This is a genomic window from Protofrankia sp. CiT1 (genome assembly GCF_917627335.1).
Lineage (GTDB): Bacteria > Actinomycetota > Actinomycetes > Frankiales > Frankiaceae > Protofrankia.
On sequence record NZ_CAKJTP010000045.1, the window covers coordinates 13,587 to 25,645 of the forward strand.

Here is a 12,059-nt window from a genome sequence, read left to right on the forward strand (position 1 = left end):
GTCCCTATTGCCGGGCGCTCTTAGAGCGCCCGGGTCCCTCGGGGACTTGATGGGCCCCACACGTTCACATGGCGGGCTGCGCGGTCAGGTAGGCATAGTGGCGCCGCCATACGGCGAACAGATCGTGGAAGAAGGGGAATCCGTCCGCGAGAGGAATGATCGATTCGACGGTCTCGGCGTAGTACGTGCGCTGTTTGGCCGGGCGGGGGTGAGTGTGCAGGCGCTGGGTGGTGCTGTACCGGTCGGCGAGTTTGACGGCGATCGCGTCGGGAGGCGCGGCGGCCAGCCGGTCGAGATAGGCCTGGCGTGCCTGCTGCGCGGTCTGCCCGGTCGCGGGTTCTGGTTTGGTCAGGTGCTCCACCAGTTCGGCGACGGCCGGTCCGAACTGTTCGGTGACCTCGCTCAGCGAACATGGGGTGTCCTCGACGACGTCGTGCAGCAGCGCGGCGGCGAGGGGCATGGCTCGGCGTTCGCCGGTGCCGACAAGCAGCACTTCCAGCGCTTCGAGCAGATGTGTGGGGTAGGGCTCGCCGGCCGGTCGGCGTTGGTCGCCATGCCAGGACTCGGCGAACCGGTAGGCCCGTCGCAGTACCGAGGCGTCGTCCGGGCCGAGGGTGCTGGACACGGTGGGTTCGGCGTCGGCCCAGGTCCGCCAGGATGCGAAGATCCGAATTCCGCCAGCTGGTTGATCGTGAGTCATCGGCGCTCTCCCAGGACGAGACGAAGGGCCCGCGTCCGGCCCTGGTGTGTGATCGGGACTGTGCGGGCGCCCCAGGCCCGCGAACCGGTGGTCACCGTGACATGGCGGCCGGCTTTGGCCGATCCGCTGTCATGCCGGCATTGACCCACTAATGTCGATGCGTCACCATCGGCGTTCGTTCTCGTATGTATTTCCGTTGCCGATGGTAACGTCATCTTTGGCGTTGGCCACAGCGTGCTGGGGGTTGTTTTGCCGGACTGGCGCGACTTCTGATTCATCAGATCTCTCCGGCCGTCCTGTTTGGTGGCGCTCCAAGAGCGACACCACCCGGCCATCGCCCCGTTGACCACTTTCGCCGTGCAAATGAACGGTTTCAGAGCGCGTGCTGTCGGGCGTACGAGCTGTGACGGTGCGGAACAGGTCGACCGGTACGCGACATTGCTCGATCAACTGCGTCTCGTCGATACCTTCCTGCGCCAGCAGCTCGATGGCCTTGGGCAGTAGTGATGGCTGTTCGATGGCGCTCATCAGACCGGGCTCGTCGCGCCGCCAGCCGCGAGCCGAGATTGTCGTCATGGCGTTGCGGTAGGACACGTCACTGAGCCGCCCGAGCCAGCGGGCCCGGTACAGCAGGGCCTGAATGCTGACGCCCCACTGCTCCTTGAGGCGAGCGAGGGTCCGCCAGACCTTCCCGTCCATGACAGCCGGGAGTAGATCACGAAGCTGCTCGGCAGGCATCAGTAATTCGGCGGCGAAGCGGTGGGCCTGGTCCTCTACGATCCGGCCGCCCGGTTCGGCGTCGCTGTGCATGACCAGATGCCCCAGCTCGTGCGCCACATCGAACCGCTGCCGGTAATAATCGCGCTTAATCGGGTTCAGGACCACGACGGGACGCAGGCGGCTGTCGAACGAGTACGCGTCCACGGACGAGGTGCGGAGCGGACTGAAGACTACGAGCACGCCGTGGTTTTCTAGCAGTCGGACCAGGTGTCCGGCAGGCCCGGCGGCCATCCCCCATTGCTCCCGGATAAGCTGCGCGGCGCGTTCTGGGCCGTCGTCGTCACGGTCATCGACTACAACTGGGAGGGTCGGCACCGAGGGTTCCGGGAACTCGACATGCTTTTCCAAGCTGGTCGCGATGTCCACGGCAACCTGTCCGAAGGCGAATGCCTGGTCGCGGGCGAGCTGAGTGGTGGAACGCAGCGACCGGAAGTGCGGCGTCGTACTGAGCGCGGCGACGTCGTCCGGCCGGACCGAGAAGAAGCCCGGCTCGACCGAGAGACTCAGCGCCAACTGCGCGACTGTGGCGGCGGCGGGCCGCTTGGCCCCGGACTCCCAGGCTGCCACCGCCGTCGGACTCTTCCCGACCGCGGCGGCAAGATCGCTTTTGCGGAGGCCTGCGAGCTGACGGGCCAGCGTAAGACGACCACCGTCGAAGAAGGCGGTCGCCTCGGCCACCCGATCGGCTGCTGGCGGACGCATGCTCACTGTTCACCACTGGCGCGATCACGACGAAGCTCTTCGGCCGGACGGCGCAGGCGCACCTCGGCGTCCGCCACGGTACTCGGCCCGGCCGGAAGCGGGCTGTCGTCGTCGATGTGGTAGCCGCCCTTAATCGGCGGAACGCTGAGGAGATTCTCGTACCAGTGCCAGGCGTTCCCGCCACCAGCGTTGAGGCGGGGACGACCGTAGACCAGCTCCGGGGCTCCAGTTACGGGGTCAAGACTGTGCGCGACTACGAACGTCGGAAGATCGAGCTCCTTGTTCGCGCCCAAGACCTCAAGGCCGCCGGCCTCCTCGTCATCGAGGCCGTCGAACAGCGTGGGCGCGGGCTCCGGGTTGCGTTGACGAGCAACCGACCGCTTCGTCGGGCTACGCCGTGGCCACGGCAGCCGGTCGATCTCACCGTGCTTGCATGAGGCGAGCAGAAACCGCCGGCCGGCATGTGTCCAACCGGGACTGCCGTTGAGGTCCGCCCGGCGCACCAACCCCGAGCCAAGCCGGGGCATGGTCCGGATGTCCTCCTTGGGGAGTTCCTCGAACAGCCGGTCGAGAGCGACATCAGCATCGTCCTCGCCAGAGCCAGTGATCGAGTAATGCTCGCAGGTGAACACGCGGTCCAGCCGGTTCCGGAAGAGGGTGAACCGGGTGTTTCCCAGCCAGGCCGCGTCATGGCCGGCACCCTCGGAGTAGTCCTCCAGGGATCGCGTAACCGCTGACCGGTACGCCCAGCGCACCCCGTTGAGGACCCCGGCCGCCTCAAGCTCCTCGATGACATCCTGCTGCTCACTCACGCGAGCAACTTACACCATGGCCAGCAAATGCTGTCGCAGGCTCAACCGCCAGGGTGCAGTGGGCGCGCTGGACTACACCCTGCGCCAAGTCCAACACATGGCATCGCGCTGCGTGTAGAGCCCATACGCCACACACATGGCGCCCGCCCATCTGGCCTTCCACCCTTACCGCAGACGTCCCGGGCCGGGTCGAGCCGACTCCTCGGCCCGGGACGTCAGCCACCCAGCGGAATGGAGGGGACGGATGCCCACGACCGTGTATGGCTACATCCGTATGGAGGGCGACGACGGGAGCGAGGAAGACCATCTCCATGGTCTACTGTCCGCCCACGCGGCGGCGGAGAGCATGACCATGGCCGACGTGTTCGTCGACCGCAGTAGGTCGCCAACACGGATCGTGCGGCCCGGCCTCACGGAACTGCTGGCACAGCTCCGGCGCACCGAGGGACGCGCCGTGCTGGTCGCCGACCTCGACCACCTTTCGACCTCGACCCCAGTCCGCCACACCATCGAGGTGGAGATCAGTAACGCGGGCAGCTGCGTGCTCGTGGTGGGAGCACCGAACACCCAATCCCCAACACCGAGCACGTGAGCGGGTCGACGGTGACGGCGGCACCCGCAGACCGCCAGTCCCTCGTCATGCAGCGGCATGAGGTTCGCCGATTCCAGACGGACTACAACGCGCCCGGCCTGGCGCGCCGGCACGTCGCGGCAACCTTGCAGGCGTGGAACCTGGCGGACTTGATCGATACGGCGGGCTTGCTGGTGTCCGAACTCGTGACGAATGCCTGTCGGGCGTCGTTCGCTCGGCAGGAGTCTGCGGACATCATCGCCGCCCGCCTCACACGCACCGACGTTGACCTGATCATCGAGGTCTGGGATTCCAGCTCGGCTGCGCCTGTCCGGCAAGACCCGGCTCTCGACGCCGAAGGCGGTCGCGGCCTACTGCTGGTGTCGGCGCTCAGCACCCGATGGGCCTACTACCGGCCTCCGACCGGCGGCAAGGTGACCTGGTGCAGCCTCCCACTACCGGCAAAGACCGACGTTGCGGCCGGGAACGCCGAGCCGTTGCCCTCGCGCCAGAGACCGGCCAGAGCCGCCGAACCGATCGAAGTCTTCGATGACCTTGCAACTCTACAGTGCGTCGCCGATGCGCTGCGGGCACTGGACTGGGACCTGCCGCCCGGCGAGGGCGTTGGGCGATAGGCATCTCGCTGGCGGCTCTGGCCTTCGCGCGCCGTTCGCCAGAGGATGGCCGGGTATCAGTGGCTGCCGTGTCCAGAGGAGCGCCATGCCCGCGCACGAGACCGCGACCTCACTCCGCACACTGGACGGCTTGCACCTGGCCGCCACGCTGACCACGCCGGATGCGGCTGTCAGCCGAGCCGTGGTCCTCGTCCACGGCGGCGGCGTCACCCGCGAGGAGGGCGGCTTCTTCACCCGGCTGGCCGCCGGGCTGGCGGAGGCGGGCGCCGCGTCGCTGCGGTTCGACCTCCGCGGGCATGGGGAGAGCGAAGGCCCCATGGAGGAGACGACGCTGACGGGCCACCTAAACGACATCGGGGTGGCTCTGGCCAGGGTGCGGGAGGAAACCGGTGCGTCCGTCCTGCATCTGCTGGGCACGAGCTTCGGCGGCGGCCTCGCGGCCTACTACGCGGCGAAGCGCCCGGAAGAGCTGTCGCGGCTGGTGCTACTGAATCCGCAGCTCGACTACAAGAACCGCTACGTCGACCAGAAGCCCTACTGGCACAATAATGTCCTGGACGACGAGGCCGCGGCGCGGCTAACAGCCGAGGGCTTCATCCGCCACTCGCCCACCGTCCGGCACGGGCGGGCAATGCTAAGCGAAGTGTTCTGGATTAGGCCGGTGGAGGTGCTTGGCGAAACCACCGCGCCAACCCTCATCGTCCACGGCACGAAGGACACGTTCGTATCCATAGAAGCCACCCGCGCGGCCGTACCCCGCTTCCAAGCAGAGTACAAATTGGTGGAAATCGAGGGCGCGCAGCATGGATTCGCCGTGCATGACGACCCGACGTACGCCGATCCGCAGAGCCAGCAATGGCAGGCGTTCGTGATTCGGACGGTGGCGGAGTGGCTAACCAAAGACTGATCTTCCGGTAGTTATGCGCCCATCGCTGCCCGCAACTCTCGCGGACCGCTGCGGGCCTGCCACGGGGCGAGGATCGCCACAACCCGGGCCACTTCTCTGGTGGTGCGCTGCGAGTTGGTGCTCGCCGCCAAACGGAGGGCGTCCAGTCCTTCCTGGGCGGCCTCATCCGGTTCACCACCCAGAGCGCAGGCCACCGCCCGGCGTGCCCGGTAGTAGCCCTCATCCCGCCGGGCCAGCACGCCGCTGGCTAACACATCGCCGTACAGCGCGGCGGCCTCGCGGGGTTTGCCGGCCTCGATGTAGCAACTGGCCGACCGCAGCAGCCAGGTACGTTCGTCGTACTGCGCGCCGAGCGGCGAGGCATCCCCGTCATCGGCGGCGGCCAACAGCGTCTGGGCGTCGCTGAGCTTCCGCTCGACGACGGCGATTGGCTCGCCGGTCATCGCCAGCCCGCGGGCCTCCTGTTGGATGACCTCAGCGCGGACGCGGGGCGGGAGCCGCCACGGACCGTGATGAGCAGCTTGCGCGAGGGTCAGCACCCGCACGGCATCCCGCTCCGTGTAGGCCATCTGCGACTTCCGGAGCAGGATGTAGCCCTGCATCGGCAGGTCGCAAGCCTCCTGTGCCCATTCCGTCCCCCGGTCGTACCAGTAAGTGGCCGAGTCGGGGTCGTGCAGGTCTCGGTACAGCCAGCCGGCGAACTCGGCACCATCGGCACCGATGGCGAGCAGCGCGCGCCGGACGTCCGGTTGGACGTCGCGGGCGTGTTGCTGGACGGCGCCGAGGATGCCGAGCACCATCGGCAGGACGCGCAACGGCCCCGCGTGGCCGTCGTCGGCCTTGCAGCGTCCAAACTGGCGGGTGAAGAAGCCAACCACCGAGTGGTCCAGGTACCGGTGAGCATCTTCCAGCGCGGCGGCTAGGTGCCGCATCTCGTCCAGGCCGGCGAACGGTAGGACACGCGCGGTCTGCCGTTCGGCCGATGCAGCGGGGCCTACCGCCAGACCCGGCGTGGCCCCGGCCCGAACAGCCAATGTGCCGATCATGCCGTCGAGGCCAGCGGCCTTCGCTGCCTCAGCATCGACCGGAATCATGACCTCCCGGCCGCCGAGCACAACCGGCATGAGAATCGGCGGCTCGGTTTCGATGGGCGTCCGGGTACGCGGCGCGCCGGGCAGGTCGAACCACAGCAGCTCGCCCGGAATGCCGAGGATCTGGCTGTAGCGGATCAGCTTGGTCAGTTCCTCTGGCGCCCGGCCGTTCTCGATGCGGCTGAGCTGGGCCTGGGTGAGCCCGAGCCAGGTGCCGACCAGCTCCTGCGACAGCGTGTGGCTGTGGTACGGGTGGTTCCGGTAGGCAAAGATCACCCGGCCCATGTGCCAGGTGGCCAGGGCGTCGCGCATCTGGTCGAGCGCCCAGAACTCCGGCGGCACCGCCGGCGGACGGGCTTGCGCGTCGACGGCGGCGCTCTGGCACGGACTACACAGCGGCCGGGGGTTGTCCACGGCCAGGCGATGGCCGCAGCGGGTGCAGTGGCGGAGCTGAGGCGCGCTCGTCACGGCTGGACATCTCCCGGGGTTGTACGCGGACGATCAGGACGACGCTAACACCGCCGGTAGCAGGGTCTATGCGTTTCGCGTATGCCGACCACACCCGACAGACGTGGCAGCGCCGGATCTTGGGTCCGACGCTGAGGATGCTTCCCATCGTCGGTCGCACGCGCTGCCGGACTCCCCTCACCGGCGGCGCACCGTCCTGCACTCCGCTTCAAAGGGGGTTGCCCGTAATGACCCTCACGGTTGCCGTACCCGTGGTCGGTCCGCCGGCTGCCGGCAAGACGACCCTGACCGCGCGGCTCGGTCGGGCGCCAGGGTGCGCCGTCTTCCGACTCCGGGAGCACGTGCCGGAGACCATCCTGGCGGCCACGGCCACCAGCGCCGAACGACTCGGCTGGATCGACGACTTCAACGTCGTGACCGCGCTGCGCGGCTACCTCGACACCACGGTGAAGGGCGACCAGACGAGCACCGTGTTCTTCGACAACTTCCCCGGCACCGGCACACAGGTCCGGCTGTTCCTCGCCGCATTGGAGCAGCACGCGCCCGGCTGCACCGTGCATGCCGTCGAGCTTGCCAGCGAGGTGACCACCCTTTACCGCCGGGCCTTCCAGCGGCGGGTGTGCCACCGCTGCGAACGCGACCCCATCCACGACCCCCGACTACCCGCCGAGCCGAGCGCCGAGGACGCCCAGCGGTGCGCCCGCTGCGGCGGCATCCTGCACCCCCGCCGGGGCGACGCACCGCGGCTGCTGCGTGCCCGGTTGCAGCGCTACCGGCAGACCGCCGACGGCATCCGCCAAGCGTTCGCAGAGGCCGGCGTCGCCGTGACCCGGCTCAACAGCGGCACGTCCCCCGAGCAGACCGCCCAGGCCGTCACCGCACTCCTGACCTCGAGGATTCGCCAGCTATGACCACTGTGCCTCTTGCCCCGCCGCGTCTGCGGACTGATGACGACTACGGCCATGCTCGGATGCCCCGGCGGGCCGGCGCCCCACAGCCGGACCGCATTGACCGGGTTGCGTACGGCCGGTTCCGGAACGTCTACCTCTATATAACGGAGGCCTGCCAGCTCCGGTGCGAGCACTGCTACATGGGCGAGCGGCTGGACCGGGCACTCAAGATGGGTCTGCCCGAAATCGCCGCGACGCTGGCCACCTGGCGGCGGATGGGCGGTAGCAAGCTGACCGTCCTCGGCGGCGAGCCGACGCTGCACCCCAACTACGTCGAGGTCATCCGGCTCGGCCGAGCCCTGGGCTACGAGGACGTCATCACGACGACCAACGCCCAGAAGCCGGCGGCGCGCAAGTTCCGGCAGCTGGAGCCGGAGGATTTCGCCTACGTCCAAGTCAGCCTCGACGGCGGCAGCGCTGGCTCCCACGACCGGGTGCGCGGCGCCGGCACGTTCGACACCGCGCTGGAGACGACGGCCGAACTGACCAGCCGCGGTTTCGACACCCGGATCATCTGCACCGTCAACCAGGCCAACCGGGGTGACGCGCTCAAGCTGCTGGACCTCGCCGATGAGCTCGGCGTGTCCCTGGTGAAGTTCCACGTCTTCTCGACCATCGGCGTCGGGCACGGCAACGCCGACATGGCGATGAGCCCTCGGGAGTGGGTGACGTTTTGCGACGTGCTCAACGAGACCGCGCCCGGCTACCAGACGCGGGTCTGGTACCAGCCGACCTACGCCCGCCGCGACCAGATGGCCCGCTACGCCGCCGAGGGCTACCAGGGCTGCATCGGGCGGACGCTGGACAGAATCTCGATCTTTCCCGACGGCAGATGCTACGTCTGCTCCTACCTGTTCGACACCGATCTGTACTTCGCCCGGATGCAGGACGGCCAGGTGGTGCTCAACCGCAGTGACAACGAGTTCGACCTGTTCACCCGTCCGCTGGTCACGAGCGCCTGCGGCGGCTGCAAGGTCGCGTCCTGCCAGGGCGGCTGCCCGGCAGAACAGATCGTTATGGGCGGCTCGTCGTGTGCTATCGAGCCCGACATCGTGCCGGTTTGCCGGCTGTGGAAGTCCAGCGCCAAGCCCGAAGACTAGGAAGGAAGATCCAGATGGATCACATCATCGAGCCGCTGCACGCGCTGGACTGGAACGACATCGACGCCGTGGAGCACGCCACCCGGAAGGCACTCACGCAGCTCGCCGACGACCCGGACGTCGTACGGGGCGCCCTGCTCAGCCTGCCGGCACGGCCGGAACTGCTGGCACTCGCCGAGCACTACGACATCCTGGACAAGATCGTGCTGTATCAGGACGCCGCCGGCATCCGGGTGCGGCTGCATGTCTTCCTGCCCGGCTACTTCGACCGGCCGCACAACCACCGCTGGTCGTATGCCAGCCTGATCCTGCGCGGCGAGTACCGGCATTACCTGTTCGGCGACGTCGACGTAGACACCGAGCCCGAGCCGGGCAGCCTGGCCGCGCTGCAGGTCCGGCAGGAGCAGGCTGGCTACGCCTACGCCCTGCACCACTCGATGGTGCATGCCGTGGTGGCCGAGCCGTACACGGTGTCGCTGGTCATCCGCGGCCCGGCAGTGAAGGATCGCTTCCTGGTCATGGACCGCACAACCGGCGAGCGCTGGTGGCAGTTCGGGGCCGTCCAGGAGTCGGCCGCCGAAGCCGCCCGCAAGCGAATGACACGCGGGCGGCTCGACGAGCTGACCGGAATGCTCCGGGACTGGGACCTCTTCTAACTGGCGACCACGGCCGGATGATGTCCGCGCGACTCGACAACGGCCGTCAACTCGGCAAGCGTCGGCAACGCTTCATCGTGAGCCCGCTCGCAGCGCAGGGCGCCGCTGGCAGCGGCCACCTCCAAGGCGTTCCGCATTGGCCAGCCCCGAACCAGCCCGTACAGCAGGCCGGCAGAGAACGCGGCACCGGCGCAGTGGGTGTGCCGCACCTGCACCTTGAATGCCGGAACCCGCAGCCGCCGCTCATCTTCGACCGCCACGGCACCGGACGCCCCGGCCGTGACCACCACCCGCCGGGCGCCCGTCGCGTGCAGCAGGGACGCCGCCATCGCCGGGGCGGCCTCGTGCTCGACGTCATCAACGTTGGTTTGGATCAGGATGTCCGGACAACCGCGGATTGCGGCGGTCACCGCCGACGAGAGCGCCGAGCCGCCCAGGTTGAGCAGCATCGGCACACCAGCCGTCCGCGTGGCATGCACCGCGCGGACGGCTGCGGTCTCGATGAGCTGGTAACAGTCGATGTAGGCGAACGAGGCTCTGGCCAGCGACGATAGATCCGCGGTGGCCAGGGCCTCGGCCACCCCGGGCAGGTACGGGAACCAGGTGCGAGTGCCCTGCTCGTCAGCCACGATCACAATCTGCGGCGTGGCCATGCCGGGTACCACCTCGGCCGTTGCCGCCACCCGACGCCGGTGGAGCCACGCCTGTACCTGGTCGCCTTGGGCGTCGTCACCGAAGTTGTTGCTGATCACGAGGGCCGGGACGTCGAGGGCGGCCAGGACAGCCGCGACCATCGGGCCGTCAGCCGCAATCGAGGCCTCGGCCCGCTGGACCTCGGCCCCATGGTTGGCAGGCGGAAAACGCTCGACGTTCCACAGGGACGCGGCGGCCAGGTAGCTGAAGCAGACCACCGGGCCAGAGTGGTACCCGGACACCGCTACCAGCCGTAGACCGAGAAGGGCTGGCCGGCGGCGATGTGCTCCAGGGCCGTACGGCAGTAGGCGATCATGTGGGCGGGCAGCTCGTCGAGCGGGAACCAGCGGAGTTCGCTGCACTTGTCGGGTTCGTGATTCTCCGGCTCACCCTCCCAGCCGCGCACCGTGAAGAAGAAGGCGGCGCGGCCACCGCTGGACGAGCTGTGCATGACGTGTGCGAACTCGACGGCTTCGGGTTGAATCGTGACGCCGATTTCTTCCTTGGCCTCGCGAATCAGGGCAGCGACTACCGACTCCCCGGCTTCGAGGTGGCCGGAGGGCAGGTGATAAGCACCGTCCTCGTAGCCAGTGTTCTGGCGGCAGCCGAAGAGAACGTCATTGCCTTTCAGCAAGACGAGGTGAACGTCGGTGGTGAGCTGGTGGCGGGGTGAGGTCATGACGATTATCTCCATGGGTCCGAGGGGCGAGAGTGGTTTCTCGCGAGACCGGTATACATTCATTGTAGCGCGATACGGCCTGATTCCGAACCGCAACCGCAACCGCAACCGCCGACAGACCAGATTTCAGGTGTGCCGGTACGGATATCACTGCCAGTCACGTGTCAAGCAGACGGTCAGGTTGACCACGCCTGCCCGCTACTCAACACGCCGACCTGCCGGTGGCAACGCTATCGAATAATGCAGAACGCTCATGCTTGCCACCAAGATCACGACATGCATAAATAGAGCTAGCATTTTGGCGGCCGCCAAAAATGAAGCTCAATACGGAAGTTGAGGAATCGACGTGATCCCCTGGAAAGCTCTTAGCAGAACACTCCTGATCGTGTTGGCGCTTATCGTCATTCCCATTCTGGTTGGCTGCGGCGCGGACACTGGGAAGTCGCCCAATCAAGCGAGAGCCGAGCAAGTGGCCCGGGATGCAGGTTGGATCGTAGTGGGTTCTATGCCGAACGACGGCCGGTATGGGGACTACCCTAACTGGATCATCCAGGTCACGTTCGTAGACCGCAACGGCGTCACCGGTTCGGCTGTACTTGGCAGTACACCCTACAACAGCGCAGAGCCGCTCCTGGGAGCGGAAATCTACGAGATTAACGGGGAGGGTGTTGAACTGCCGGGCATACAGGCAGCGGGCATTCCGGCCCAGTACCTGAGCGATATCCACCCGGAGGATTTGCGGAGGCATGTTGCGGTGGTAGAGGACGGGTTTGAGATCTTCTCTGATTCGCAGGACACGCCTCTGCGGCAGTCGGCTAGCCCTTTGCCGGCGGCTGGGAGTACTCCGTAAAAGCGACCGACGACAAGATTCCTGCCGTCGCAGCGCGCAATATCACTGATGGTTCGCGCAGACCTGAGCCACGTCTATAAACTGGCTCACATACTACCTAGCAAATCCATTCACATCATAAACAAGACTCGACACGATAAACACACAACTAAAGCGACCGCCAATGGAGTGCAACACGCCCGCTCAGAATGGCTTTCGCTCAAGCTCCACGACAATCCGGTCCCAGAGTGACTCAAACAGCTCCTCGCGGGTTAGCTCACGCTCCATGCTTCCGCAACTGAAGGTCATCTTGTCGTAAACATTCACCTGGTTTAGAGATCTTGCTGTAGGTGACGAGTCGTGGGCATGCCTGCGGGCCACGCCGGGTGGGTCCATAGCCGGGCATGCCGATCAACCCGGTGGCATGTTTCCCCCAAAAACGATCTGTATTAAACAGCGGTTGCTCAACTGATCAACTGAAGGTGT

The 12,059-nt window shown here is 66.8% G+C and carries 13 protein-coding genes; 7 read left to right on the forward strand and 6 right to left on the reverse strand.

What is annotated here, in order from left to right; translation table 11 throughout:
• Positions 1-64: 64 nt before the first annotated feature.
• The 3 genes from MJ785_RS10030 to MJ785_RS10040 form a co-directional block, all read right to left on the reverse strand.
• Positions 65-700 (reverse strand): HD domain-containing protein, encoded by a 636-nt coding sequence (locus tag MJ785_RS10030; RefSeq protein WP_239380553.1) that lies wholly within the window; start codon positions 698-700, stop codon positions 65-67.
• A gap of 162 nt (positions 701-862) precedes the next feature.
• Complete coding sequence (locus MJ785_RS10035; protein ID WP_370652915.1) at positions 863-2,182, reverse strand: helix-turn-helix domain-containing protein; 1,320 nt, start codon at positions 2,180-2,182, stop codon at positions 863-865.
• Positions 2,183-2,184: 2 nt separating this feature from the next.
• Complete coding sequence (locus tag MJ785_RS10040; RefSeq protein ID WP_239310691.1) at positions 2,185-2,994, reverse strand: hypothetical protein; 810 nt, start codon at positions 2,992-2,994, stop codon at positions 2,185-2,187.
• Between the two features lie 244 nt (positions 2,995-3,238).
• Here MJ785_RS10040 and MJ785_RS10045 point away from each other — a divergent pair, with 244 nt between their 5' ends.
• The 3 genes from MJ785_RS10045 (at position 3,239) to MJ785_RS10055 (ending at position 5,107) form a co-directional block, all read left to right on the forward strand.
• On the forward strand, positions 3,239-3,586 hold the full coding sequence (locus MJ785_RS10045; RefSeq protein WP_239310690.1) for a recombinase family protein: 348 nt from the start codon (positions 3,239-3,241) through the stop codon (positions 3,584-3,586).
• A complete protein-coding gene (locus tag MJ785_RS10050) occupies positions 3,583-4,200 on the forward strand; it encodes an ATP-binding protein (RefSeq protein ID WP_239310689.1) in 618 nt (205 codons plus the stop codon). Before MJ785_RS10045 ends, MJ785_RS10050 begins: the two co-directional genes overlap by 4 nt.
• An 85-nt stretch (positions 4,201-4,285) precedes the next feature.
• Positions 4,286-5,107, forward strand: coding sequence for an alpha/beta hydrolase (locus MJ785_RS10055; protein WP_239310688.1), 822 nt, complete (start codon positions 4,286-4,288; stop codon positions 5,105-5,107).
• Between the two features lie 11 nt (positions 5,108-5,118).
• Here the strand turns inward: MJ785_RS10055 and MJ785_RS10060 are convergent, their stop codons facing one another.
• Positions 5,119-6,666 (reverse strand): helix-turn-helix transcriptional regulator, encoded by a 1,548-nt coding sequence (locus tag MJ785_RS10060; protein WP_239380556.1) that lies wholly within the window; start codon positions 6,664-6,666, stop codon positions 5,119-5,121.
• A 227-nt stretch (positions 6,667-6,893) separates the two neighbouring features.
• Between MJ785_RS10060 and MJ785_RS10065 the strand changes: the two genes are divergently transcribed.
• The 3 genes from MJ785_RS10065 to MJ785_RS10075 are packed head-to-tail and all read left to right on the forward strand — an operon-like array spanning position 6,894 to position 9,372.
• Complete coding sequence (locus MJ785_RS10065) at positions 6,894-7,577, forward strand: hypothetical protein (protein WP_239310686.1); 684 nt, start codon at positions 6,894-6,896, stop codon at positions 7,575-7,577.
• The gene (locus MJ785_RS10070; RefSeq protein WP_239380557.1) at positions 7,574-8,716 is read left to right on the forward strand and encodes a radical SAM protein; all 1,143 of its coding nucleotides are present in this window, start codon (positions 7,574-7,576) and stop codon (positions 8,714-8,716) included. Before MJ785_RS10065 ends, MJ785_RS10070 begins: the two co-directional genes overlap by 4 nt.
• 14 nt (positions 8,717-8,730) lie before the next feature.
• Positions 8,731-9,372 carry a hypothetical protein gene (locus MJ785_RS10075; protein ID WP_239310684.1) on the forward strand — a complete coding sequence of 214 codons (642 nt, stop codon included), beginning with the start codon at positions 8,731-8,733 and terminating at the stop codon, positions 9,370-9,372.
• On the opposite strand, the gene MJ785_RS10080 is transcribed toward MJ785_RS10075, so the two are convergent.
• Positions 9,369-10,307, reverse strand: coding sequence for a carbohydrate kinase family protein (locus MJ785_RS10080; protein ID WP_239377219.1), 939 nt, complete (start codon positions 10,305-10,307; stop codon positions 9,369-9,371). The genes MJ785_RS10075 and MJ785_RS10080 overlap by 4 nt on opposite strands.
• Positions 10,308-10,309: 2 nt before the next feature.
• Positions 10,310-10,744 (reverse strand): NUDIX domain-containing protein, encoded by a 435-nt coding sequence (locus MJ785_RS10085; protein WP_239377220.1) that lies wholly within the window; start codon positions 10,742-10,744, stop codon positions 10,310-10,312.
• Positions 10,745-11,090: 346 nt separating this feature from the next.
• Between MJ785_RS10085 and MJ785_RS10090 the strand changes: the two genes are divergently transcribed.
• Entirely contained in the window at positions 11,091-11,594 is a 504-nt protein-coding gene (locus MJ785_RS10090) for a hypothetical protein (protein ID WP_239380558.1), read from the forward strand.
• Positions 11,595-12,059 lie beyond the last annotated feature (465 nt).

Coding starts and splice junctions, on each gene's coding strand:
- MJ785_RS10055 (WP_239310688.1), top strand. CDS start 4,286: ATGCCCGCGCACGAGACCGCGACCTCACTCCGCACACTGGACGGCTTG.
- MJ785_RS10075 (WP_239310684.1), top strand. CDS start 8,731: ATGGATCACATCATCGAGCCGCTGCACGCGCTGGACTGGAACGACATC.
- MJ785_RS10070 (WP_239380557.1), top strand. CDS start 7,574: ATGACCACTGTGCCTCTTGCCCCGCCGCGTCTGCGGACTGATGACGAC.
- MJ785_RS10030 (WP_239380553.1), bottom strand. CDS start 700: ATGACTCACGATCAACCAGCTGGCGGAATTCGGATCTTCGCATCCTGG.
- MJ785_RS10045 (WP_239310690.1), top strand. CDS start 3,239: ATGCCCACGACCGTGTATGGCTACATCCGTATGGAGGGCGACGACGGG.
- MJ785_RS10065 (WP_239310686.1), top strand. CDS start 6,894: ATGACCCTCACGGTTGCCGTACCCGTGGTCGGTCCGCCGGCTGCCGGC.
- MJ785_RS10035 (WP_370652915.1), bottom strand. CDS start 2,182: ATGCGTCCGCCAGCAGCCGATCGGGTGGCCGAGGCGACCGCCTTCTTC.
- MJ785_RS10085 (WP_239377220.1), bottom strand. CDS start 10,744: ATGACCTCACCCCGCCACCAGCTCACCACCGACGTTCACCTCGTCTTG.